Consider the following 25,407-nt stretch of genomic DNA (forward strand, 5'->3'; position numbering starts at 1 on the left):
GCAGGAGTAACAATGGATACGAAACGCAAGATCGCCCTTGCCGTTGCCGTGGTGGCAGCCCTGGGGTTTGGCAGCCTAGCCTGGGATTCCAACGCCAAGCAGCAGGCCCCCGGCAGTGCCGAACACGGCGAGGAAGATGGTCATGATCATGACCCAAAAGCCTTGCCAAGCGCAGACCAGCATGGCGATGAAGATGCTCATCGAGAAGCTGGGCATGACGAGGAAGGCAAGCTGACGCTCAGTGTCGAGCAGATCAAGACTGCCGGGATCGAACTGGTCGTTGCCGCGCCCAGGGAGCTGGGTATGATTGCCAGCTTTCCTGGCGAAATTCGCTTCAATGAAGACCTCACCGCACACATCGTTCCGCGGGTTCCAGGGGTAGTAGAAAGCGTTCATGCCAATTTGGGTGAGTCGGTCAAGAAAGGTCAACTGCTTGCAGTGATTGCCAGCCAGCAGATTTCCGATCTGCGCAGTGAACAGCAAGCTGCACAGCGTCGAATGGAACTGGCACGCCTGACCTTCGAGCGCGAGAAACAACTTTGGCAGGACAAGATCTCCGCCGAGCAAGACTACCTGCAAGCACGCCAAGCGATGCAGGAAGCGGAAATTTCCCTGGCCAATGCGCGACAGAAAGTGGCGGCCATCGGCGCCTCAGTCAGTTCTGCAGGTGGCAACCGCTACGAGCTACGCGCGCCCTTCGACGCTGTTGTCGTTGAAAAGCACCTGGCTATTGGTGAAGTGGTCAGCGAAGCCACCAACGCCTTCATTCTGTCCGACCTGAGCCAGGTCTGGGCCACCTTTGCCGTTCCTCCTGGCGAGCTGAGCAAGGTCGTGACTGGACGCGAAGTCAGGGTCTCTTCACCCGATATGAATGCTCAGGTCGATGGCAGGATTGGCTACGTCGGCAGTTTGCTCGGCGAACAGAATCGCGCTGCCACCGTGCGTGTGACGTTGACCAATCCAAACGGAGCCTGGCGCCCGGGCTTGTTCGTGAACATTGCCGTCACGGTGCAGACCACGCGCGCAGCGGTCGCCGTTCCGGAATCTGCAGTGCAAACCGTGGAGGAAAAACCTTCTGTGTTTGCCCGTACATCAGAAGGTTTCGACACCTTGCCAGTGAAACTGGGTCGTCGTGATGACGGCTTTGTGGAAATCATCGAGGGCCTCGCGCCCGGTGCCCAAGTAGCAGCAAGTGGCAGCTTCACACTCAAGTCCGAGCTTGGCAAAGCGTCCGCCGAGCACAGCCACTGATGCGAATGGAAGAGGTGACTACACATGTTTGAACGTCTCATCAGGTTTGCCATCGAGCAGCGCATCGTCGTAATGATTGCGGTGCTGCTAATGGCGGGCATCGGCATCTACAGCTATCAAAAGCTGCCTATCGACGCAGTGCCGGATATCACCAACGTCCAGGTGCAGATCAACGCCGCAGCGCCTGGCTACACACCGCTGGAAACCGAGCAGCGCATTACTTTTCCCGTTGAAACGGCAATGGCCGGCCTGCCTGGGCTCAAACAAACCCGCTCCTTGTCGCGCTCCGGATTGTCCCAGGTAACAGTCATCTTCGAAGATGGCACCGACATTTTCTTTGCGCGCCAATTGGTCAACGAACGCTTGCAAGTGGCGAAGGAGCAATTGCCCGAAGGTGTCGAAGCCTTGATGGGCCCGGTGTCCACTGGCTTGGGTGAAATTTTCCTCTGGACCGTCGAAACCGAGGAAGGCGCGGTCAAGGAAGATGGCTCGCCCTACACACCCACGGACCTGCGCGTCATCCAGGATTGGATCATCAAGCCGCAGTTGCGCAACGTGCCGGGTGTGGCCGAGATCAACACCATCGGCGGTTATGTCAAGCAGTATCTGATTGCACCGGATCCCAAGCGTCTGGCCGCCTATAAACTGACCCTCAACGATCTGGTTGCGGCACTGGAAAGCAACAATGCCAACATCGGCGCCGGCTATGTGGAGCGTAGCGGCGAGCAATTGCTGATTCGCGCGCCAGGCCAGGTCGGCAGCATTGACGACATTGCCAACATCGTCATTTCACGTGTGGATGGCACGCCTATTCGAGTCAGCAGCGTTGCAGAGGTCGGTATCGGCAAAGAGTTGCGCTCCGGTGCCGCAACCGAAAACGGTCGTGAAGTAGTACTGGGTACGGTGTTCATGCTGATTGGCGAGAATAGCCGGACAGTGTCCCAGGCGGTAGCGGCCAGACTTGCCGAGATCAACCGCACGCTGCCCAAAGGCGTGGTCGCCATTACCGTTTATGACCGCACCAACCTGGTAGAAAAAGCGATTGCGACAGTTAAAAAGAACCTCATCGAAGGGGCGATTCTGGTCATCGCCATCCTCTTCCTGTTCCTTGGCAACATCCGTGCAGCACTGATTACCGCCATGGTGATTCCACTGTCGATGCTGTTTACGTTCACGGGCATGTATACCAACAAAGTCAGCGCCAACCTGATGAGCCTTGGCGCATTGGACTTCGGCATCATCGTTGACGGTGCGGTGGTAATCGTTGAAAACGCGGTCCGCCGCCTCGCCCATGCCCAGCATAAACATGGACGCCTGCTGACCAAGGCAGAGCGCTTCCATGAAGTGTTCGCCGCTGCCGGCGAAGCTCGACGACCGTTAATCTTCGGTCAGTTGATCATTATGGTGGTGTACCTGCCGATCTTTGCCCTCACCGGTGTCGAAGGCAAGATGTTCCACCCGATGGCTTTCACTGTGGTGATCGCTCTGCTTGGCGCGATGATTCTTTCCGTCACCTTCGTGCCGGCAGCGATTGCCATGTTCGTGACTGGCAAGGTCAAGGAAGAGGAAGGCCTGGTAATGCGCCACGCTCGTCTGCGCTATGCGCCGATCCTGCGTTGGGTTCTCGGCCACCGCAATCTGGCGTTTTCGGCAGCCGTTGGCGTGGTACTGCTTACCGGTGTAATGGCAAGTCGCATGGGCAGCGAGTTCATACCCAGTCTCAGCGAGGGCGACTTTGCCTTGCAGGCGCTACGTGTGCCTGGAACCAGCCTGACGCAATCGGTCGATATGCAACAGCGCTTGGAAAAAGCGGTGATCGAGCAAGTCCCGGAGGTTGAACGTGTGTTCGCCCGTACCGGCACCGCAGAAATTGCATCCGACCCGATGCCACCCAACATTTCCGATGCCTACGTCATGCTCAAGCCTAAGGATCAGTGGGCAGATCCGAAGAAGTCGCGCGATGAACTGATTGCCGAAGTGCAAAAAGCCGCCGCCAGCGTGCCAGGCAGCAACTATGAAATGTCACAACCCATTCAGTTGCGCTTCAACGAACTGATTTCCGGTGTGCGAAGTGACGTGGCGGTGAAAATCTTCGGTGATGACATGGATGTGCTCAACCGTACCGCCGCGAAAATTGCCTCCACACTACAAAGCGTCGAGGGCGCCTCCGAGGTGAAGGTGGAGCAGACCACGGGCTTGCCCGTCCTGACCATCAACATCGACCGAGAGAAAGCGGCTCGCTATGGCCTGAACATTGGTGCCGTACAAGATGCTGTGGCCATCGCCGTAGGTGGGCGCCAGACTGGCACGCTGTATGAGGGCGACCGGCGCTTCGACATGGTCGTGCGACTTTCAGAAACGCTGCGCACCGACGTCAATGGCCTGTCGAGCCTGCTGATACCGGTGCCGGCGAATGCCGCTCAAGGTGCAGGTCAGATCGGCTTCATCCCGCTGTCCCAGGTAGCCAATCTCGACCTGCAACTGGGACCCAACCAAATCAGTCGGGAAAACGGCAAACGTGTCGTGGTGGTCAGCGCGAACGTTCGCGGTCGCGACCTGGGCTCGTTCGTCGAGCAAGCCAGCGAAACCCTCGCTTCCAGCGTCGAGATTCCTGCTGGTTACTGGACCACGTGGGGCGGTCAGTTCGAACAGCTGCAATCTGCAGCCAAACGCCTGCAGATCGTCGTACCCGTCGCCCTGCTGCTGGTCATGACCTTGTTGTTCCTGATGTTCAACAACCTCAAGGACGGCATGCTGGTGTTCACCGGCATCCCCTTCGCATTGACCGGCGGCGTACTCGCACTGTGGCTGCGCGACATCCCCCTGTCGATCTCTGCCGGAGTTGGTTTTATCGCCCTTTCGGGGGTGGCGGTGCTTAATGGTCTGGTGATGATTTCCTTCATCCGCAACCTACGCGAAGAAGGTCGCACCCTGCGCGTCGCAGTTGATGAGGGTGCGCTGACTCGACTGCGGCCGGTATTGATGACCGCGCTGGTCGCCTCGCTTGGCTTCATCCCGATGGCATTGGCCACCGGCACCGGCGCTGAAGTTCAACGCCCGCTGGCGACCGTGGTCATTGGCGGCATCCTGTCATCCACCGCACTGACCTTGCTGGTACTACCGGCTCTTTATCACTGGGCACATCGCAAGGACGAGGACGGCGAGCAAGCAAAACCTTGATACCTGCCTGAAATAGCGCCCACAACGCCTGTTGTGGGCGTTGCCTGAGAAAAGTTTCTGGTACGGCCGATACCACGCAAACGCATGCAGTGAGTGCTTTCTCAATTGCGAACTACTCTAGTCCCTAGGAATTGGCCGACGAGCGTCACTAATTTGCGTGGGCCGTACAACTATTGCGTCGTTCCAATGTCACTCACTTCGCGCGACTCATCTTTCCCGACTCGCCCCATTTGTACGGAGCAACAGGCACATGGCAGCACTGCAGAGCACACTCGATGCGATGAGGAACAACCAGGCTCAATTGCTTGCGCAATGGAAAAGCGGCCTGGAAGCCAGTGGCGCCACACGTAATCTGAAAGATCAGGACTTGCAGCAACAGACCTCGGAGTTTTTGCAACTGGTCATAAACGGCCTGGCGGACAACGATGAGAAGATGATCGCCGCCAAGGGATGGGATGAAATTCGCCTGTTTCTGGAAAAGCTGTCCCGCAGCCGCGCTCTGCTGGGCCATGACTCGCAGCAAACTGCACACTTCATCTTTGCACTCAAAGGCCCCTTGTTCGCGCTCCTGCAGAATCAGTATCAGGACAGTCCGGCGCTGCTGGCTGAACAGCTTTGGGAAATATCCCGCTTACTCGATGATCTGGGTATGCATACCATCGGCACCTTCCAGAAGTCCCGGGAGGAGGTCATCAAGCGCCAGCAGGAAGAACTGCTGGAACTCTCGACCCCAGTGGTCAAACTCTGGGATGGCGTCCTGGCCCTGCCAATGATCGGTACCCTCGACTCGCAGCGTACCCAGATGGTGATGGAATCCCTGCTGCAACGCATCGTCGATACTGGTTCCGAGATCGCCATCATCGACATCACTGGCGTCCCGACTGTCGACACCCTGGTGGCCCAGCATCTGCTGAAAACCGTGACTGCGATCCGCTTGATGGGTGCAGACTGCATCATCAGTGGCGTGCGCCCGCAAATTGCCCAAACCATTGTGCACCTGGGACTCGACCTGCAAGGTGTGGTGACCAAGGCCAACCTGGCCGATGCCTTGAAACTGGCGCTGACTCGCCTGGATATCACCCTCGGCAAGACGGTTTGAGCCATGGAGCGCATACCGATTCTCCAGATGGGCGATTTTCTGTTGGTGACCATCCAGGTCGACATGCATGACCAACTTGCCCTCACCTTGCAGGACGACTTGTCTGAACGTATCAGCAAGACCTCGGCTCACGGCGTATTGATCGATATTTCGGCGCTGGGCATGGTCGACTCCTTTATCGGGCGAATGATCGGCACCATTTCCGGTCTCTCGAAAATCATGGATGCCGAAACCGTACTGGTCGGTATGCAACCAGCGGTTGCCATCACGCTGGTCGAACTTGGCCTGACCTTGCCTGGCGTCAGTACTGCATTGAACGTCGAACGCGGAATGCAGCTGCTTCAGGGCCGGGTATATCAACAATGACCCCGCGCGATAGTGGTACTCAACCCATCCATCTCGAACAGGACGTAGTGCTGGCGCGTCAGACCGCGCGCAAGCTGGCCACCGAATGTGGCATGCGCCTGATCGACCTGACCAAGCTGGTCACTGCCGTGAGCGAATTGGCGCGTAACACCGTGGTGTATGGCGGTGGCGGAGATATGGAGTGGCAGATCCTCGAAGATGGCAGCCGTGTAGGCCTGCGCCTGAGCTTTCGTGATCAAGGGCCAGGTATCGCTAATGTCGCACTGGCGATGACCGACGGCTGGACGTCGGGAGCCGGCCTCGGTCTGGGTCTGACAGGCGCAAAACGTCTGGTGGATGAGTTTGAACTTGAAACCGCACCCGGTCAGGGCACTCGCGTGACGATCACGCGATGGACATGAACATCGCCGGAACCACGACCCAGGTACTCATGGTCGAAGACAGCAGTCAGGTGGGGCACGCCCGGCGCACCGTACAGCAACTGGCTCATCAATGCGGCTTTGACGATACCGATAGCGGACGCGCGGCGCTGGTGGCAACCGAACTCGCCAGTAACATTCTCAAGCATGCCACCCGAGGTGAACTACATCTGCGAATGTTGCCGCGTACGAATGGCGCTGGCATCGAAATGCTCGCGATAGACCGCGCGCAAGGTTTTGATCTGCAGGCTTGCCTTACCGATGGCTACTCCACCGGAGGCACCCAAGGTATCGGACTCGGTGCTATCTCACGTCAGACCGAAGTGTTCGACAGCTACGCCGACTCACGGGGTGCGGTGCTGTTGGCGCGACTTTACTCGCGTCAAGACAAAGCAGCGGATCAACGCTTCGGTATCAGCCAGCACTCGCTGCACAATGACCCTGCATGCGGTGACGTTTGGCACTTGGCGTTCGACGGGGCGCACATCAGCGCTCTGGTCATCGACGGCCTGGGTCATGGTGTGGACGCTGAACGCGCAGCCCGGGCCGGAGAGCATTCCTTTGCCCAAGCGCCTTTCATCCCTCCCGCGCAGGCGCTGGAACATATCCATCGCGCCATGACCGCAACGCGTGGAGGCGCGGTAGCCATCGCGCAGTTCGCCCCTGACAATGGGGCGCTGACGTTTGTCGGAATCGGCAATATCGGCGCCAGCCTGGTCACTGTGGACAAGTCCCGTGGACTGGCCTCACACCCTGGGATCGTTGGCGGCCAGTATCGACGGGCACAACCGTTCGAGTACGCCGAGGTGAACGGGCAACTGCTGATCATGCACAGCGATGGCCTGCAGTCGCGCTGGAAACTGCAGGATTACCCAGGCCTGATATACCGACATCCCGCCGTGATTGCCGCCATCCTCCACCGTGACTTCTGTCGCGGGCGAGATGACGTCACAGTGCTGGTCATCGCTCTGGAGGCAGCCCATGCCTGAGTTACCTGAAAAACCACTCGACGACCAAGCGGCACGAATCGCGCAACTGCAGCAAGAAGCCGATGCCCTGCGTTTGGAGCTGGATGAAACCAACCAGGGTGTACTGGCGCTTTATGCCGAACTCGACACTCAAGCCGAACAGTTGCGTCAGGCATCAGATCTGAAAAGCCGCTTCTTGTCGTACATGAGCCATGAGTTTCGCACCCCCCTGGGTTCGATACTGAGTATCGCCAGCCTGCTTACCGACGAACTGGACGGGCCCTTGAGTCCCGAGCAACACAAGCAGATGGGGTTTATCAGTACTTCCGCCCGCGAACTGAGCGATATGGTCGACGACTTGCTTGATCTGGCAAAAATAGAAGCTGGACGCATCACTATTTTTCCGGCCTGGTTCGACATGCTCGATTTGTTTACCGCGCTGCGTGGCATGTTCCGTCCGATAGTCGATACCTCCGCGGTCGACCTGATTTTCGAGGAGCCGGTGGGGCTGCCGCGCTTGTTTACCGATGACAAGAAACTTGCGCAGATCCTCCGCAACTTCATCTCCAATGCACTGAAATTCACCACACAAGGGGAAGTCCGCGTTTCAGCGCAACTGTTGGACAACGAACGCGTGCGATTTGCCGTGACCGACTCAGGCATCGGCATCGCACCAGAGCTTCACGGCGCCTTGTTCGAAGACTTTTCCCAAGTCGATTCACCGCTGCAGAAGCGCTTTCGCGGCACTGGGCTAGGATTATCCTTGTGCAAACGCTTCGCCGGGTTATTGGGTGGCGAAGTCGGGGTGCAGAGCACACCGGGTAACGGATCGACCTTTTTCGTGATCATCCCGCTAGCCATCGCGCTGGAGCCTGCCGATGAAGCGTGAAATCCACTTATTGATCGTCGATGACAACATCGCTACCCGCTACGCCTTGCGTCGACGTCTGGAGCCTCACGACTATAAAGTGCTCGAAGCCGGTACTGGCAACGAGGGACTGGCACTCATCGCCAGCGAGAAGATTGACGCGCTGATTCTCGATGTCAATCTGCCGGATATGAGTGGATTCGACATCGTTCGTAGGTTACGTTCCGATCCTGCTACCGCCCTGCTCCCAATCATTCACGTGTCTGCAGCCTCGATCCAGACAGGTGACATCATCACCGGCCTGAACGCTGGCGCGGATGCTTACCTGGTGCATCCGGTAGACCCCGATGTTCTCCTGGCAACTCTGCGTACGCTTCTGCGTGTGCGGGATACAGAAAACGCCCTGCGTGAAAGCGAGGCGCGCTTTCGCGAAATTTTCTTCAACGTGTCGGCGCCCATAGCGGTACTGGACGCCGAGCTGAAGGTGCATGAATGCAACCATGCCTTCGCCCAGTTGATTCAGGATAATCGCGAACCCACTACGCTGTGTGAGTGCTTTGCCGAAGATCAGGTGGCGATCATTGAAGAGCTGCGCTTGCGCGTGGCCGAGGGAGAACGCTGGAAGGGTACCCTTAGCATGCAAGTACAGGGTGAAATGCGAGAAACCGAGTGGCAGATTTCACCTTACCGTACCCCAGCGCTGAGCCTGGTTTTTGTCGAGGATGTCACCGAGCATCGTCACCGCGAACGCTCCCACTTGGCACGACTTGACGATGCGACCACGCAACTCGCCAAGGAAGTGGCCGAACGAGCACGTACCGAGGCCCAACTGCTACAAGTGCAAAAAATGGATGCGCTGGGCAAATTGACCGGGGGCATCGCCCACGACTTCAACAACCTACTCACCGGGATCATCACGAGCCTGGAGTTGCTTCAGAAGCGAATCGCCGCTGCCAGTACCGACAAGGTCCAGTTCTACATCGAGGCAGCGCTGAACTCGGCCATGAGCGCAGCCTCTCTCACCCACCGCCTGCTGGCGTTCTCGCGCCAGCAGCCGCTCGACACTCGCCCTGTGGATATCAACGAGCACATCCGCTCGCTTGAGGATCTGCTGACCCGCACCATCGGTGAACGCATTGCCCTCAAGCTGGAGTTGAGCACCAAAGCCGCCATCGCGCTGGTTGACCCCATCCAGCTGGAAAGCGCCATGCTCAATCTGGTGATCAATGCCCGCGACGCTTTGCCGGGAGGTGGCAATATATGGGTCAGCACCTACGCCGCCTATTCCCACGGTGATCCAGACCTGGCGGACGGTTCCTATATCGCCGTTTCGGTTCGTGATGACGGTACCGGTATCGAGCACTCGGTGATCGACAAGGTGTTCGATCCATTCTTCACCACCAAGCCGCTTGGCCATGGCACTGGGCTCGGACTTTCGACGATCTATGGCTTCGCCCGTCAATCTGGAGGAAACGCGCAGATCCGCAGTGTGGCCAGGCGCGGCACCGAAGTAACGATTCTACTGCCCGCGACCAGCGACTCATCGGACCCCAGAAGCGCACCCGTGGAATTCGACCACCAAGGTGCAGGCGAGCACATTCTTGTCGTTGAAGACATGGCCTCAGTGCGCATGTTTGTCGCCGAAGCGTTGGAGGATGCGGGCTACCGCTGCACCCAGGCAAGCGACATCGAGTCCGCACTGGAACGACTGCAGAATGACCCCTCGATCAATCTCTTGCTGACCGACGTTGGACTTCCGCGCATGAGCGGACGAGAGCTTGCGGACATTGCCAGGGGCTGGAACCAGGATTTGCCGATCTTGTTCATGACCGGTTACGCCGAACCGGCACTCAATCGGCAGACGTTCCTGGGTCGCCATATGGACATGCTGGTCAAACCGTTTCAGGTAACAGAACTGCTGGGGAAAGTCAGGCTCATGCTTGCCAGCAGTTGCAACTGAAAGAACCGCATGACCCACGCCTGTTAATGCAAGTAAAAGGCGTGGGCATTTAGCGCAGAAGCGTTTAGATACGGAAACTGCCAACCAGATGTTTCAAGCGAGTGGCCTGTTGCTCAAGGTCAGCGCACGCGCGCAGGGTCGACTGCAGGTTCTCCACGCCTTCCTGGTTCAGCATGTTGATTTCGTTGATGTCCATGTTGATCGACTCAACCACGGCGGTTTGTTCTTCGGTGGCGGTTGCCACCGACTGGTTCATGCCATCGATCTCGCCGATGCGCACAGTCACGCTGCCAAGTCGCTCGCCCGCCTGATTGGCGATTTCGACGCTGTCCTGGCTGTGGCGCTGGCTCTGGCCCATGGTGTCAACCGACTCGCGGGCGCCGACTTGCAGCTCCTCGATCATGTTCTGCACCTGTTGTGCAGACTCCTGGGTGCGATGCGCGAGGTTGCGCACTTCGTCTGCTACCACAGCAAAGCCGCGACCGGCCTCACCCGCCCGAGCAGCTTCGATCGCGGCGTTGAGCGCCAACAGGTTGGTTTGCTGGGAGATGCTGGTGATCACTTCAAGAATCTGGCCGATGTTCACCGTCTTGTTGTTGAGCGTCTCGATATGCGAGCTCGAGGTGCAGATCAGGTCCGAGAGACGGTTCATGGCGGCGATGCTGCGATCGACCACCTGCTGACCTTCTTCTGCCAGGTGACGTGCCGAACTCGCTTGCTGCGAAGCCTGGGCGGCGTTGTGGGCAATTTCCTGCGCCGCGGCGCCAAGCTCATTGATCGCGGCCGCCACGCTGTTGGTGCGATTGGATTGCTCGTCAGAATTGACCATCGAAGAGTTCGAGGCACTGACCACGCGCAGCGCTACTTCATTGACTTGTTCGGTAGCTGAGGAGACTTCACGGATCGAGGTGTGAATACGTTCGACAAAACGGTTGAACGCCTTACCCAGGTCACCGAACTCGTCCTGGCTGTGAATGGCCAGGCGCTTGGTCAGATCCCCTTCACCTTCGGCGATGTCTTCCATGGCACGGGTCATGGTCAGCAGCGGTTGCAGCAACACTCGAATCAGCAAGCCCAGCAGACCGATAATGATGGCCAGCGCAATCACCGTGGCAATGATAGCCGACGTGCGAAACTCGCTGAGCATTGCGTAGGCCTTGTCCTTATCGATAGACAAGCCAATGTACCAGTTGGCCGACGGCAGGCCTTTGATCGGCGTAAAGGTCAGCAGACGGTCCTGGCCGTCTACCTGAACCTCTGTCAGCTCGGTGGACAATTCAGGTGTGCGTCCTGGGTACAGATCCGCTAACGACTTCATCACCAGTGATTGATCCGGGTGGACCAGAATCTTGCCTTGGTCGTTAACCAGGAAGGCATAGCCCATGCCGCCAAATTTCAGCGAGTTGATGATTTGCACCAGGCCGTCCAACGACAGGTCGCCACCAACCACACCAACGCTACTGGACACTTTGCTCAAGATACCAATGACCATCTTGTTGGTGGTCAGGTCAATGTAAGGTTCAGTGAGCACGGCACCACTGGCAGCCATCCCATCCTGGTACCAAGGCCGCGTACGCGGATCGTAACCATCAGGCATCGTCGAATCCGGCCGAACGCTAAAGCCACCGTCGACCTTCCCCAGGTACACGGTGAGGAAGCTCGAAATCAGGGCTTTCTGCCCCATCAAGGTTTCAGCATCTGCGGGGTCTTGGGCAATGTTCTGCGCCAGGTTTTCCACCAGACTGATCCGCCCTTCCAGCAGGTTACGGATGTTGGTGGAGGTCGATTCGCCCATTTCAGCCAGGTAGTTTTCCAAGCTGGTGCGGGTGGCATTGCGCTGCAGGTAGTCGTTGTACAACGTGAAAAGGGCGAAAGCGACCATTACGATCAATGACGCGGCAATCAAAATTTTGTGACTGAAACGAAGACTTCTGTTCATGGGGCGTGAATTCACTCGTCTTTGCGGGGCGTTTGCACGGTATCGGCCGTGGGGGGGAACATCTTGAGCACACAATGATGGCTATTTGCCATCCAAGATCAAGACCGAAGACGAGTGGATTGAATAGCGTACCTGCGGCACTACTCAACCAAGCTTACGCTGCGTTACTCAGATCAACGCCATGCAGACAAAGATAGCCGGCCCACAGGCAAAACATGAGGCCTTGGCAGATGCCAGCGTCGAGGCGAACACGACTGCGGGAGCTTCCCCTGGGGGGAGCTACCGCAGTCGTTATTTATTGCAGATGAATATTTAGTTTTCCTCAATAAAGACCGTATTTTCAGTGTCTTACGGAACGCAGGCTGTGGACCGTTCTGACATTCTCGCCAACCTGTCACAGCCCGCGACTTCTAGGTATCGAGCCAAGCATCCAGACAAAAAAGCCTGTAAATGACCGTAAATTACTGATTTTTATGCCTTTTCTCGACTCTTCGGCAGTCTGCTTTCTATCTAAAGCTTGAGGCCCTCAAACGCTCCGAGTTTTTGCGGCGAGTGCTTGACCAGCTCCCTATTGCACACCGCACTCCGAATGAGATTCCATCCACAAATCAAGGATGGAGATTTTCATGTACCTCGCTGAACTCACCATAAAAAACTTCCGCAAGCTGCGTGACACAACACTGAAATTTCAGCCCGGGCTGAACGTTCTGGTCGGGCCCAATAACGTGGGAAAAAGCGCCGTTGTCGACGCGCTGCGGACGCTTCTGGCCGGGCACGAAGAGCCGTACCCACGTCTTGATATCGCCGATCGCCACCGGCCTCTTGAAGGCGAACCAGGTGGCGACATCAGCTTTCATTTTGTTTTCAGAGAACTGAGCCTTGATGACGAGGCTGACTTTATCGCGGCCCTGAAACCCTCAGCTGACAACGCTATGGAAGCGCACATCCACGTCCGCTACACCGATGCCGATCAATCTGGTCGCTTCAGGGTTAAACGATGGTGCGGAGATCACCAGGACATTGCTCTTACTTCGGACATGATGGAAAACCTGCGTGGGGTCTATCTTCAGCCTCTGAGGGATGCCGCACAGGGTCTTCGCCCCAGCCGCAACAGCCAGCTGGCTCGCTTGCTCCACTTACTGACTGATGACCAAGGCCGAGAGGCAATCAACGCCGCGCTGAAAGACCTGGATGACCAGTTGCAGCAGAATGAGTCGATCAAAAATACCCATGCCGCGATCTCTGCGCGCCACGGCGCCATGATGGGTGAGCAGTTGGCGCAGGTGCTTGCAGTGGGACTCAGTGCAACAGATTTCCAGCGTCTTTCAGCTCGACTTTCCATGACCGCGCAGTCCATGGAGATTGAGCAGAACGGCCTTGGGTTCAACAATCTTATTTTCATGGCCGTGGTGCTGAGCGAACTGGCCAGAAACCCAGAGGCTGCTTACCGAAGCTTGATTGTCGAGGAGCCGGAAGCGCATCTACACCCCCAACTGCAGCGCGTGCTGTTGAGCTACCTGGCAGGCATTCCTACGAATGAAGGTGAAAAGCCTGTGCAATTGTTCGTCACCAGCCACTCACCAAACTTCGCCAGCAACTCAAAGCTCCAGTCCCTGGTGTGCTTGGTCGAGAACGATGCAGGTGTAGAGACTTTCTTCTCTCGCGATGTCCAGTTCGGAAAGGGTAAGCGAGAGAAGCTCGAACGCTACTTGGACGTGACCCGGGCAGAGCTGTTTTTCGCCCGTCGCGTCATTTTCGTCGAAGGCGCCGCCGAGCTCATGCTGGTGGACGCTCTCGCGAAACGGCTGGGTTTCGATTTGAAGGATTACGGCATCAGCCTCATCAGCGTCGAGGGACTTAACTTCGACTCGTTCCTCCCGTTGTTCGGTGAGAAAGGACTGCGTATACCTGTGTCTGTGGTCACAGATGCCGACCCGTTTGAAGAGGAAGAGATACCTGAATTAGCGGGAGCAGAACTGACTGACGCGGAGGTCGCGGAGGAGCTCCTCGCTGAGGCGGCGTATCTTGAAGAGGCCGACGCACAGAACGAAGAAGAAATCGAAGAGCCTGCCGACTTGGAGGCCGGTGATGGCCAGGGGAAGAAGAAAAAGGTCAAGCGCAAGGCTGTCTATCCTGGGCTAGGCGAAGCCATTCAGGTGTCGAGCAACACTTTGAAGATGAAGGCGTCAGAAGACCAGTATGTAAGAGTGCACCACGGCGTTAAGACCCTTGAGTATGACCTTGCTCTGCATGAGGAAAATCGAGACGCAATGCTGAAGGCATTGGCTGAGTTTCATCCGAATATCTCCAAGGCGCTGCGTAAAATCGTAGACGCTGCACCAGACAACACTGCGAAAGCAAAGGCGCTGTTCTGCGGCATGTTTGAGCGCAAGGACAGCCGTAGCAACGTTCAGAAAGGCCGTTTCGGTCAAGCGCTCGCCGAGCAGATCGCCCTGACGCCTGGGTGCAAAGTTCCTGCGTACCTTGAGCAGGCGATCAAGCACGTTTGCCAAGGAGCGGGCAAGCTATGAAATTGTCAGATGAGCAAAAGGCTGTGATCCACGCGCCATTACAGGCCATGGCCGTTACCGCTTGCGCCGGTAGCGGAAAAACTGCCACGGCAATCCGCAGACTCATCGCGATTCGGGAAAAGCTGGCAGATCACCGCGGGCGGGTCTTGCTGCTGTCGTTTTCCAATGTCGCTGTGAACACCTTCAACAAAGGTTACGCGCAGCTCGCTTCAGGTCTACCAGAAGACGCTAATCGTAAGCGCGTAGAAGTGGACACATTGGATGGATTCTTCACCCAGCATGTTCTACGCCCCCATGCCTTCCGCTCCATGGGCGCCTCGCAAGCCGCCTATCTCGTGTCGGGATCAGAACCTTTCTTAAACAATTTCCAGTACTGGAGGAATGAGCAGGAGAAGGAGCGCCCTATCCCGCTAAAAGATCTGCAAGTTGGCGTAGAGGCTGGAAAAGCCGTTTTTTTCATCGAAACTCATGCTGGCGTCGAAAAGCTTGACCGCGGGAAGGCCAGAGCGCTCGTAGAGAAGCTAGGGCGTACTGGCGCGTATACCCATGAGTTGGGGCGCTATTGGGTCTTTCGTACATTGATTCAACAACCTGCAATTCTGCGAGCGCTCGTCACTCGCTACCCCCAGATTCTGGTAGATGAATCGCAGGATCTGGGGTCTATGCATCAGGCAATCCTTGAGCAGCTGATCAATGCGGGCGCCCAGGTTTCATTGATCGGTGACGTTAACCAAGGCATCTTCGCTTTCGCCGGCGCCGATGGTATGTTTTTGAAAACCTACGCCGACCGCCCGGGAGTGCAAGATTACAAGCTTACCCGCAACTACCGTTCCCTCCCCCCCATCATAGATATTGCCAACCGGCTTTGCGGCCGCAACGATGAGCCAGACAGGGAAGCTGACCAAGGCGGAGCTTTTTTTATTGGGTACAAGGGCACCCGAATTCCCCAACTCATCACGGCGTTCAAGGCTCGCTTCAGTGAGTTGGGCATTGAGGCTTCAGACTCAGTCGTTTTAAGCAGAGGAACTGATCGAGCCGCAAAGCTTTCAGGGAAGCCAGCGGCTCCAGGACAAGGTACGGTGAAGCTGTTCGCGGAGGCTTCACTTGCCCGTGACCAACAGGGTCGGTTAAGAGATGCTTTCCGCCTGGTGTGCAGCGCGGTGGTTAGCCTTTTCAACGATGCTCCGCATGGCCTCAGCTCTGCGCTACAGGGTTCGCCTCACGAAGAGCGGCTGCTGAGGCTCAGGCGATTATTGTGGGCATTTGTCCGAGATGCCGAGACGGGGCTTCCCTCCTCGTCGCTGCAAGCCAGCGCAGAGTGGCATCCGAAGCTCCTGGGCAATCTGCGCGCACTACTCGCAAAAATTGACCAACAGTTCGCGCTGAAAACGATTGCTACCTTCGGTCACATGATGGCCAAAAAGCGCTTGAAAGACATCCCGCTCACTGGCGCCAAGGCCGGTGAGCAGGAACCACATGGCTTGAGGGTTGAAACTGTTCACCAGGTAAAAGGCGAGTCCATAGGAGCCGTGCTCTATGTCGCGACCAAGGCCAACATTTGCGCAATGCTGGGCGGCACAGAAACGGAGGACGGCCGCATCGGCTATGTGGCTCTTACGAGAGCGAAAAATCTTTTCTGGCTAGCCGTTCCAGACAGTTGCTTAGGCGAAGTACGAGAGGACCTCATCAAGGCTGGCTTCACAGAGGTGCCAGCCGATAAGGCGGGTCGACGCGCCAAACAAGCCCTGAAGGTCGAGTGAACCCCCTTTCTCACGGTCCCGCGGGCTCATCGCACTCAAGCTGTCAGTTGAAAACCACAAACGTCCGAAGATTCAGACCAGGCGACCCTTCACGACCGACGAGTGCCTTTTCGGAAAGGATGAGGAGTAGTCGCAGCGATCCTTTAGCTCCCAGTCTGGCGACCTTGGGTTCAGAATCCGACCGGCAATGCCCGCCGTCACTACTTCAGAGGAACCAGCCTCCTCTGCTGCCAAAATTGCGGGGAGGCTCAAGCTGGTGCCCAGGCCCGACAAATGCGCAGTTGCAGCCCTCAATTGCAAGGTTATCCAAGGCGGCACGCGTGTCAATCAAGATCTGATGCATGGCGGTGGCCGGCCTCATAGAGATGACACTGGAGTTTCAGAATGACTAAACCGGCTCCGTAGACAACAACCTCCACAAAAGCCGCTATCGACCCATTGCAGCCGTTCAGCACTGACTTTGATCCCTCGCGACCAGTGCTCCCGACACTTACAGTTCGCGAGCCCAAGTCTGGCTGACGAGGTCTTTTCCGAAGCTGTGTACCTGTTCTTCTTCGAGCAATTGGAAACCTGCTTTCTGATAGAGCTTTCGGGCATCGACAAGCACGCTGGTTGTCCAGAGGATCATGTTCTTGTAGCCCGCGAGCCGCGCAAACCGAATACTCTCTTCCAGTAACCGATTGCCGATTCCCATGCCCCTGGCGCTCGCGTCAACGTAGAGCATCCGCAGCTTGGCGGTCGTCTGGTCATGTTTGACGACAAAGACCGAACCGATGACCGCGCCATCTTTTTCCGCGATCCAGCATCGCTCACAGGACGGGTCGAACCCACGAAGGTAGTTGGCGACGATCTCCGCCACTAGCGCTTCGAACTCCATATTCCAACCGTATTCGCGGGCATAGAGTTGAGCTTGTTGCTGAACAACGATGCCCATGTCGCCTGCTTGTGGATCACGCAGTATGTAGGAACGATCACCGCCGCCCAGTTGGGTCTGTATCTTCTTCATGGCATGGATCAATTGCTCTTGCTGCGGCTCAGACAGGCCTTGCAACATCAACACGACTTCGTCACGAGCGGCTTGTTCCAGCGAAGCCAGCACCTGACGACCTGGCTCGGTGAGCTGGATTTGAGAGGCTCGGGCGTCGATTGCCGACCGAGATTTGCTGATCAGCCCTTTTTTCTCGAACCCACCGATGACTCGGCTGAGGTAGCCGGCGTCCAGGCCGAGCAAATGGCAGAGATCTGAACTCTTCAGGCCAGCACTAGCGCCTAATTCAAAGAGGATGCGTGCCTCGGTCAAGGAGAATTCGGCTTGAAGAAGGTGCTCTTGCAGCGCGCCAATCTGCCGTGTGTAGAAACGGTTGAAACGGCGGACGATGTCAGCACGCTCCTGGAGGGTTGTAGTCATGAAAATGCCTATATAGTTGCTTTTGGCAGATATATTATTGCCTCAGGCAACTATGTCAATCCTCCCATGCTCGGATGCAGGTAGTCACTGCTGGCTGAGCCGTTCCTGCAAAGCTTCGATTAGGGCGCGTACCCGCTGCGGCTGATACTTGGATGAGGGCCACAGCGCCCAGATGGGAAGGCTTTGGGGGACTGCATCCTCCAACTCGATCACTGTAATTTCGCCAGAAGCGATTTCTTCGGCAAAATCCCATTTGGTCATTAAGGCAATGCCGAGCCCCTGCAGGCAGGCTGTACGTACACCATCTGCGCTGCAGCAGACCAAGCGCCCATCGACCTTGAGTCGTTGCACGCTATCGCCCACATGGAAGGGCCAATGCTTGGCTTGTGTGAGAGTCAAACAGTCATGTTGCTGCAGATCTGCCAGTACGTTTGGCCGGCCAAATTCTTTTATGTAGTCGGGTGCCGCGCAGAGTATTCGGGGGTTAGCAGACAGCTGCTTGGCCACTAGGCCTGAGTCCTTAGGGTGGGCCAGACGAATCGCCAGATCGACACCTTCTTCCACGATGTCCATCACTGAGTCGGTCATAAGCAACTCAACGTTCAGTGCGGGATTTGATCTCAGCAGGGCCTTGAGAATCGGCATAAGCACAACACGTCCGAAAACATGTGGGCAGGTGACTTTCAGCGTACCGGCCACACCGCTCCCTGAATGTGAAATTGCACCAAGCGCTGTGTCGGCGAGCTCGATTATGGAGCGTGCATACGTCAGAAACTCTTCGCCTTCTGGGGTGAGCGAGATCGAACGCGTGGTGCGGTGCATCAAACGAACGCCGAGTTTCTGCTCCAACGAGGCAAGGGCCTTGCCAATGCTGGCCGACAAGCTGGGTTTCCCTGCCTTGTGGCTGCGCGACGTACCGTTTAGAGATCCTGTGTTTGGCGACGTCGGCCAGATCTACGATCCCATGGTGTACGCTTCCTGGCTCGCCGCTGCCACCAAGCGAATCGCAATTGGTACGGCCGGTATCGTCCTGCCCCTACGTGATCCACTGGCCGTTGCTAAACAGGCCACCTCAATCGACCAGTTGAGTGCGGGGCGCTTCATCCTGGGCCTCTCTACGGGTGACAGGCCAACCGAGTACCCAGCATTCGGCATGGAATTCGAGAACCGCGCAGCGCGATTCAGGGACGCAGTTGGAGTCATCAAGGCCGTGACTCAGCAGCGCTTCCCAGCGCACCGCTCAGAGTTCTAGGGCACGCTGATCGGCGAGCTCGACCTTGTACCAAAACCCGTAGCCCCTGCACTGCCAACCCTCGCGATCGGGCGCTGCGGTCAGGATCTGCAGTGGCTGGCCAGCAACACCGACGGCTGGATATGGCATCAGCCCAATTTTGCGCGGCTGCCGGACCTGATCGAAGCTTGGCAGGAGGCCTGTGGCGAAGGTCGCTACCGCCCGTACGGCTATGGCCTGTACTTCGAGCTCGATCCTGATCCTGATGCGCCGCTACGTATCAGTCGTGGCATTCACACAGGCCGGAAAGCCCTGATCGAATTCTGGAAACAGCACGAGGCTCTGGGCGTTGCCCATGTGGTGCTCAACCTTCGTGTATCGCGCAGGCCTGCCGAAGAGACGATTCACGAACTGGCCGAGCACGTCCTGCCGCATTTTTCCTGACCACCTCAGCCCCCCGCTGCAGCGCTGCGGTCATGCGATAATCAGCACCATCCATCCGCCGCAGGAAACTAAGCATGCTAGATCGGCTTCGTTCCATGGAAGTCTTCGTCGCGGTCGCAAACAGCGGCTCGTTCGCAGCCGCCTCAGCTCAGTTGGGGATGTCGGCACAGATGGTCGCCAGGCATGTCCAGGCGCTCGAAGAGCGCCTCAACATTCGCCTGATTCATCGCACCACTCGCCGGCAGAGCCTCACCGAATTTGGTCGTTTGTATCACGAGCGCTGCACGGTACTGCTGGCCGCAATCGATGCCACCGACGCGTTGGCCACAGAGCTGCACGATGAGCCTTCTGGCCAGTTGCGCATTAGCGCCCCTCACCAATTCGGCTCCTTGAGCTTGGTGCGCTTCGTGAGCGATTTCATGACCCGGTACCCGAAAGTAGAGGTCGACCTCAACCTGGGAGACCGTGTCGTGCACATCATCGAAGAAGGGTTTGAAGCTGTCTTTCGGATCGGTGATCCCGGTATTGGAGAGAGCAGTAGCCTGGTCGTGCGCCCCTTACGACGGTACCAGATGGTCGCCTGTGCCTCGGCTGCCTATCTCGAAGCAAACGGGGTACCTGAGCATCCGTTTGATCTGCGCGAGCATCAGTGCCTGAGCTACGTATTCTGGGATCGGGTGGCCTACGACGCCTGGACATTCACCAAGAATGGCGAGGAATACCGGGTACCAATTAATGGCCGGCTGAAGGTGAACGATGCCACAGCCCAACTGAACGCTGCGCTGAACGGTATGGGAATCTTGTTGGCCGCTGAAGACCTGGTCGCGGATAGCCTGGCCAATGGCCGCCTGATACAGGTGTTGCCAGGCTTTGAGGCGCCGTCCAAAGCCATGAACCTCATCTATCCAGCTGATCGACAGCGGAGTATCAAACTGCGGCGGTTCCTCGACGAAGCTGTAGAGGCATTCGGTGGTCATCGCGCGGATTAACAACCATCAGTACTGAAAGATGTCGCTCGCGGTCCATTTATCACAGAACAGTATAGAAATAGGCTAAGCACCCATTTTTCCACCGGAGTCATCACGATGAATGCGATGAACCAAAGCTTTAGCCATGTCGTTCGTCACCGCCGCTCGATGCGGGAGTTTCTGTCCACCCCAGTGCCGGCCGACCTGCTGCAGACCGTACTGCAGGAAGCTCAACAAGCGCCGTCCAACTGCAACACCCAACCGTGGCAAGTCCACATTGTCTCGGGGCAGAAACGGAATGAATTGGCGGCCGCGCTGATGGATGCCGATGACGCCGGGAATTTCACGCCTGACTACTACTTCGACATGTCCGAGTACCCCGACATGTACGCAGAGCGCGCCCAGTCAAGCGCGAAGGCTCGATATGACGCGATCCAGGTCACCCGAGACGACAAAGCGGGTCGAGCCCGAGCTATGCGGCAGAATCTGGATTTCTTTGGCGCCCCTCACGTGGCACTGCTGTTCATGCCGGCACTTGGGGACAGCGTGCGAGTGGCCAGCGACATCGGTATGTACGGTCAGACCTTCCTGCTTTCGCTTACTGCAAACGGCTTGGCCGGCATCCCGCAGACCCTTCTGGGCATGTACGCCGACACCGTGCGCGAGTTCCTGGGCATTGATCCAGAAATGAAGATGCTCTTCGGCATCTCGTTCGGATACGCGGATCGAGATGCTGCAGCCAACGACATGGTTGTAGGGCGTATCCCTGTGTCGGAAAGCGTGACATTCCACGAGTAATATACAACCGGGGCTCGCTTGGTAATGGCGCCGGGCGACTCCTCATCTCATTGCTTGTTAGCGACAAATTCGTTGGCGGCCGCGACTTTTGCTTTGCTGGCCTTGCCTCCTTTACCCGCCTGATTCAACGGATTGAAGGCCGGCCACTTATCGCCAAGACCGCGAACCAGGTATCGGTTGGTCCGATCCTGCTCCGTGTTGCCAAGCTCGTAATAGTCGGCCTGCTTGTAGGAAATCAACTCCAGGTGGTACAGGCGGTTCAAGGAGCCAGGGATTTGGTACATGGGTACACCTGCCAGCCTTGAGATAGTCGAGTAGTTGATGGTCGCGATATTGAAATTGTCCTTATTTCTGAACGCGCAGATCACCAAAAAAACCTTCAGCGCGTAGAGGCTCAATGCGCTGAATTCGAACTGATGCAGGACGAGCAGCTGCGTCCTGCTTCCATCGTAGAGCCTCGACTTAGGCAGCTTCCCGTGGAAGTTCTCCTCCCACCCTGCCATTTGCAACACGGTCCCTTCGCGTAACGGCTTGCCGTATTTTTCGAGCAGGCCCACTTCCACCAGGCGCTTGAGAGATCGAGCGACGATCGGTCTCGACAAGCCAGACAGCGCGATCAGCTTCGGGTACGTCGTTGTGACCTGTCCTGTGTAGTAGTTCGCGATCATGCACAAGCTGACGTAAAGCCTCAATGCCCCAAGACTCGTGTTCTGCTCCAGCAAGCAGCGTGCTCCTCCATCCACACGGCTATCGAACGCAGCAACGCTACCCCCTTGAATCCACTTGATGGGCAGTCGAGCAAAGTCGCCTTTGTCCTGGGTGCTCATAAATTCAGCTCCGCTTCCATACAGCGGCGACCACAGCCACCGAAAGAGTAATCACTGCGCACAGCGCCAAGTTGAGGGGATCAGCCGTGAGCGCGGCCGAGAAAATACTGCTGATTGACTTGGGTAAAGGCTTACGCCGCGGGGGTTTGGCGTGGGGGCTCCGGCTTGCTGATTCGATATGCTTTATCGCTTTACGCTCCTGCTCAGTCATGGAGGAGTCGATCGCCAGTGCAGTGACGCGTTCGTCTCTCTCCTGCCTGGCGAACTGCACAATGTTGGATTTGCGCGTATCTGGCACTTCTAGAGGACAATAGAGGTCAACAACGTAATTCACAGCGAGGGAAGTATGAAGGGAAATCAGCCGATCGAAACCGTAGCTTCCATCCCACCCGAGAAAGACCGAAATTTCTTTCAGGTCAGATTTGAAGAATCGAACCTTATTTTGAAATTTACGGATGTCGTCGACAGCATGAGAGTCCCAGCAGAGGAACAAAGAACGTTCCAGATACGAGCGAATTGACTCTTCAGGCTGAATTTGCAAACGCGGTATGGAGAGCATGCTGAGACTGCTTGGATAACGTAACTGTATCGCGCCGACCCACGCGACCGCGGCCCCTATGGGAGGCCGCAGTCGCGCATGACAGCTTTTATTGTCGCGGTACCGCTTTTATTGTCGGAAACCATATTTCTAAAATAGCCGCACTCGTTACTCAACCGTCACAGATTTCGCTAGGTTACGCGGCTGGTCGACGTCGGTGCCTTTGAGCACGGCCACGTAATACGACAGCAGTTGCAGGGGAATGGTGTACAGAATCGGCGCCAAGGCATCGATGATGTGCGGTACGGCAATTACGTGGGTACCTTCACCATTGCTCATTCCGGCGGCCTCATCAGCGAAGACGATCAGTTGACCGCCACGGGCGCGGACTTCCTGCAGGTTGGACTTGAGCTTTTCCAGCAGTTCATTGTTCGGTGCCACCGTGACCACGGGCATGTCGTTGTCCACCAACGCCAGCGGACCATGCTTTAGCTCACCGGCTGGGTAGGCTTCAGCGTGGATATAGGAGATTTCCTTGAGCTTGAGCGCTCCCTCCATCGCGACCGGGAACTGCGCGCCACGGCCAAGAAACAAAGTGTGGTGCTTGTCGGCAAACAGCTCGGCGGTTTTCTCGACGATGGCATCCATGGCCAGGGCTTCACCCAGGCGAGTTGGCAAGCGGCGCAGTTCTTCGACCAGTTCGGCCTCGACACCAGCAGCCAAGGTTCCACGAACCTGACCCAAGGACAAGGTCAGCAGCATCAGCGATACCAATTGGGTGGTAAAGGCTTTGGTCGATGCTACGCCAATTTCCGGACCGGCCTGGGTCAGCAGCGTCAGGTCCGACTCACGTACCAGCGAGCTGATACCGACGTTGCAGATAGCCAGGCTGCCGAGGAAGCCAAGTTCCTTGGCGTTGCGCAACGCTGCCAGGGTGTCGGCGGTTTCGCCCGACTGGGAGATTGAAACGAACAGGGTATCGGGCTGCACCACCACTTTGCGGTAGCGGAACTCGCTGGCTACTTCGACCTGGCAAGGAATGCCGGCCAGTTCTTCCAACCAGTAACGCGCAACCATGCCGGCGTGGTAGCTGGTGCCACAGGCAACAATCTGTACGTTCCGCACTTTGGCGAACAGTTCTGCGGCCTGCGGACCGAAAGCCTGAACCATGACATGGTCCTTGCCCAGACGCCCTTCCAGAGTACGTTGGACGACAGTCGGTTGCTCATGGATTTCCTTGAGCATGAAGTGGCGATACGTGCCCTTATCGGCAGCCTCGGCGCCCTCGTGGTACTGCACGGACTCGCGTTGTACCTGTTTGCCAGACAAATCCCAGATGGTTACCTGGTCACGGCGAATCTCGGCGATGTCGCCTTCTTCCAGGTACATGAAACGGTCAGTTACCTGACGCAGGGCCAGTTGGTCCGAAGCCAGGAAGTTCTCACCATGACCCAAGCCAATAACCAGCGGGCTGCCACTGCGAGCAGCCAACAGGCGATCAGGCTGATGCGCGCTGATCACTGCCAGGCCGTAGGCACCGTGCAGTTGCTTGACGATCGCTTTCAGGGCGTCGGCCAGATCTGGAATGGCCTTCAGGGTGTGGTGCAACAGGTGGACGATGACCTCAGTGTCGGTTTCGGAGCTGAATACGTAGCCCATACCCTTGAGCTGCTCACGCAGCGCTTCGTGATTCTCGATGATGCCGTTATGCACTACAGCCAATTCGTGACCGGAAAAATGCGGGTGTGCATTGCTCTCGGTAGGCGCGCCGTGGGTCGCCCAACGGGTGTGGGCAATACCCAACGTACCGGCCAGCGGTTCGGCAGCGACAGCGGCTTCAAGCTCACTGACCTTACCGATACGGCGGCGGCGTTCGAGATTCCCTTGCTGAGTGAGAACTGCCAGACCCGCGCTGTCATAGCCGCGATATTCCAGGCGCTTTAGTCCTTCGATCAGGATGGTGGTGATGTTACGTTCAGCGACGGCGCCAACGATTCCACACATTAGTTTTGCTCCTTGGAGAGTGCGGCACAAATCACATGGACGCCGCGGGCTTCAATTTGTTTACGCGCCTCATCACAAAGACGCTCATCGGTAATAAGGGTACTGACGCTGCTCCAGGGCAGTTCGAGATTGGGAATCTTGCGCCCAACCTTGTCCGACTCCACCATCACGATCACTTCACGGGCCACTTCAGCCATTACCCGGCTCAGGCCGAGCAGCTCATTGAAAGTGGTGGTGCCGCGCGCCAGGTCGATGCCATCAGCACCAATGAATAGCTGGTCGAAATCGTAAGAACGCAGAACCTGCTCGGCGACCTGCCCCTGAAAGGACTCGGAGTGCGGATCCCAGGTGCCGCCGGTCATCAACAACACCGGTTCGTGTTCAAGCTCACTCAAGGCGCGCGCGACATTCAGCGAGTTAGTCATCACCACGAGGCCGGGCTGGTGACCGAGCTCGGGAATCATCGCTGCCGTGGTGCTGCCGCTGTCGATAATAATGCGCGCGTGTTCACGAATACGTTCGACGGCGGCCCGGGCGATAGCTTGTTTATAAAGGGAGACGGGCTGACTCTGATCGGCGATCAGCTCCTGCGGCATGGTTACCGCACCACCGTAGCGGCGCAGAAGCAAGCCGTTGGCTTCCAGGGCCGCCAGATCCTTGCGAATGGTGACTTCCGATGTTTCGAAACGCTTGGCCAGGGCATCAACGCTCACTTCCCCCTGCTCGTTAAGCAAGGCGAGGATATTGTGTCGGCGCTGGGGGGTGTTACGTTTCGACATGGCGTCTTTAAGTTTCGTTTCGAAAGTTAGTGATGCCAATCAAAACCTAAAGGACGAAAAGCGTCAAGC

General features: G+C 57.1%; 20 protein-coding genes and 1 pseudogene. 13 read left to right on the forward strand and 8 right to left on the reverse strand.

Annotated elements, in window-relative coordinates; translation table 11 throughout:
- Positions 1-12: 12 nt before the first annotated feature.
- The 8 genes from V0R60_RS04100 (at position 13) to V0R60_RS04135 (ending at position 10,111) form a co-directional block, all read left to right on the forward strand.
- On the forward strand, positions 13-1,251 hold the full coding sequence (locus tag V0R60_RS04100) for an efflux RND transporter periplasmic adaptor subunit (RefSeq protein WP_330078810.1): 1,239 nt from the start codon (positions 13-15) through the stop codon (positions 1,249-1,251).
- A 24-nt stretch (positions 1,252-1,275) separates the two neighbouring features.
- Positions 1,276-4,431 (forward strand): CusA/CzcA family heavy metal efflux RND transporter, encoded by a 3,156-nt coding sequence (locus tag V0R60_RS04105; protein ID WP_330078809.1) that lies wholly within the window; start codon positions 1,276-1,278, stop codon positions 4,429-4,431.
- 250 nt (positions 4,432-4,681) lie between these two features.
- Complete coding sequence (locus V0R60_RS04110) at positions 4,682-5,530, forward strand: STAS domain-containing protein (protein WP_136478833.1); 849 nt, start codon at positions 4,682-4,684, stop codon at positions 5,528-5,530.
- Positions 5,531-5,533: 3 nt separating this feature from the next.
- A complete protein-coding gene (locus V0R60_RS04115) occupies positions 5,534-5,896 on the forward strand; it encodes an STAS domain-containing protein (protein ID WP_136478834.1) in 363 nt (120 codons plus the stop codon).
- Positions 5,893-6,297 (forward strand): anti-sigma regulatory factor, encoded by a 405-nt coding sequence (locus V0R60_RS04120; protein ID WP_136478835.1) that lies wholly within the window; start codon positions 5,893-5,895, stop codon positions 6,295-6,297. The genes V0R60_RS04115 and V0R60_RS04120 overlap by 4 nt, the downstream gene beginning before the upstream one ends.
- Complete coding sequence (locus V0R60_RS04125; RefSeq protein WP_136479054.1) at positions 6,294-7,304, forward strand: ATP-binding protein; 1,011 nt, start codon at positions 6,294-6,296, stop codon at positions 7,302-7,304. The genes V0R60_RS04120 and V0R60_RS04125 overlap by 4 nt, the downstream gene beginning before the upstream one ends.
- Positions 7,297-8,172, forward strand: coding sequence for a sensor histidine kinase (locus V0R60_RS04130; RefSeq protein WP_136478836.1), 876 nt, complete (start codon positions 7,297-7,299; stop codon positions 8,170-8,172). Before V0R60_RS04125 ends, V0R60_RS04130 begins: the two co-directional genes overlap by 8 nt.
- Complete coding sequence (locus tag V0R60_RS04135; RefSeq protein WP_330078808.1) at positions 8,162-10,111, forward strand: response regulator; 1,950 nt, start codon at positions 8,162-8,164, stop codon at positions 10,109-10,111. Before V0R60_RS04130 ends, V0R60_RS04135 begins: the two co-directional genes overlap by 11 nt.
- A gap of 64 nt (positions 10,112-10,175) precedes the next feature.
- Here V0R60_RS04135 and V0R60_RS26925 read toward each other — a convergent pair whose 3' ends face one another.
- Complete coding sequence (locus tag V0R60_RS26925; RefSeq protein ID WP_408005540.1) at positions 10,176-10,940, reverse strand: methyl-accepting chemotaxis protein; 765 nt, start codon at positions 10,938-10,940, stop codon at positions 10,176-10,178.
- Positions 10,941-11,033: 93 nt separating this feature from the next.
- A pseudogene (locus V0R60_RS26930) lies at positions 11,034-12,050 on the reverse strand (cache domain-containing protein); the annotation flags it as partial.
- A gap of 626 nt (positions 12,051-12,676) precedes the next feature.
- On the opposite strand from V0R60_RS26930, the gene V0R60_RS04145 reads away from it, so the two are divergent.
- Complete coding sequence (locus tag V0R60_RS04145) at positions 12,677-14,581, forward strand: ATP-dependent nuclease (RefSeq protein ID WP_330078806.1); 1,905 nt, start codon at positions 12,677-12,679, stop codon at positions 14,579-14,581.
- A complete protein-coding gene (locus V0R60_RS04150) occupies positions 14,578-16,341 on the forward strand; it encodes a UvrD-helicase domain-containing protein (RefSeq protein ID WP_330078805.1) in 1,764 nt (587 codons plus the stop codon). The genes V0R60_RS04145 and V0R60_RS04150 overlap by 4 nt, the downstream gene beginning before the upstream one ends.
- A gap of 490 nt (positions 16,342-16,831) precedes the next feature.
- On the opposite strand, the gene V0R60_RS04155 is transcribed toward V0R60_RS04150, so the two are convergent.
- Together V0R60_RS04155 and V0R60_RS04160 are read right to left on the reverse strand one after the other, a co-directional pair.
- Positions 16,832-17,749 carry a bifunctional helix-turn-helix transcriptional regulator/GNAT family N-acetyltransferase gene (locus V0R60_RS04155; protein WP_330078804.1) on the reverse strand — a complete coding sequence of 306 codons (918 nt, stop codon included), beginning with the start codon at positions 17,747-17,749 and terminating at the stop codon, positions 16,832-16,834.
- Positions 17,750-17,833: 84 nt separating this feature from the next.
- Complete coding sequence (locus tag V0R60_RS04160) at positions 17,834-18,631, reverse strand: LysR family transcriptional regulator (RefSeq protein WP_330078803.1); 798 nt, start codon at positions 18,629-18,631, stop codon at positions 17,834-17,836.
- Here V0R60_RS04160 and V0R60_RS04165 point away from each other — a divergent pair.
- The 3 genes from V0R60_RS04165 to V0R60_RS04175 all read left to right on the forward strand — a co-directional run bounded on the left by V0R60_RS04165 (position 18,618) and on the right by V0R60_RS04175 (position 21,190).
- A complete protein-coding gene (locus V0R60_RS04165; protein ID WP_330078802.1) occupies positions 18,618-19,001 on the forward strand; it encodes an LLM class flavin-dependent oxidoreductase in 384 nt (127 codons plus the stop codon). The genes V0R60_RS04160 and V0R60_RS04165 overlap by 14 nt on opposite strands.
- Positions 19,002-19,498: 497 nt before the next feature.
- Entirely contained in the window at positions 19,499-20,413 is a 915-nt protein-coding gene (locus V0R60_RS04170; RefSeq protein ID WP_330078801.1) for a LysR family transcriptional regulator, read from the forward strand.
- 96 nt (positions 20,414-20,509) lie between these two features.
- Complete coding sequence (locus V0R60_RS04175) at positions 20,510-21,190, forward strand: nitroreductase (RefSeq protein WP_330078800.1); 681 nt, start codon at positions 20,510-20,512, stop codon at positions 21,188-21,190.
- A 47-nt stretch (positions 21,191-21,237) separates the two neighbouring features.
- Here V0R60_RS04175 and V0R60_RS04180 read toward each other — a convergent pair whose 3' ends face one another.
- The 4 genes from V0R60_RS04180 to V0R60_RS04195 form a co-directional block, all read right to left on the reverse strand.
- Positions 21,238-22,017 (reverse strand): hypothetical protein, encoded by a 780-nt coding sequence (locus V0R60_RS04180; protein ID WP_330078799.1) that lies wholly within the window; start codon positions 22,015-22,017, stop codon positions 21,238-21,240.
- Between the two features lie 4 nt (positions 22,018-22,021).
- Positions 22,022-22,576, reverse strand: a complete 555-nt coding sequence (locus V0R60_RS04185; protein WP_330078798.1) for a hypothetical protein — start codon at positions 22,574-22,576, stop codon at positions 22,022-22,024.
- Between the two features lie 147 nt (positions 22,577-22,723).
- Positions 22,724-24,559, reverse strand: coding sequence for a glutamine--fructose-6-phosphate transaminase (isomerizing) (glmS, locus tag V0R60_RS04190; protein WP_136478839.1), 1,836 nt, complete (start codon positions 24,557-24,559; stop codon positions 22,724-22,726).
- On the reverse strand, positions 24,559-25,338 hold the full coding sequence (locus V0R60_RS04195) for a DeoR/GlpR family DNA-binding transcription regulator (RefSeq protein ID WP_136478840.1): 780 nt from the start codon (positions 25,336-25,338) through the stop codon (positions 24,559-24,561). The genes glmS and V0R60_RS04195 overlap by 1 nt, the downstream gene beginning before the upstream one ends.
- Positions 25,339-25,407: the final 69 nt, after the last annotated feature.

This window comes from Pseudomonas auratipiscis, assembly GCF_036324085.1.
GTDB classification, from domain to species: Bacteria; Pseudomonadota; Gammaproteobacteria; order Pseudomonadales; family Pseudomonadaceae; genus Aquipseudomonas; species Aquipseudomonas auratipiscis.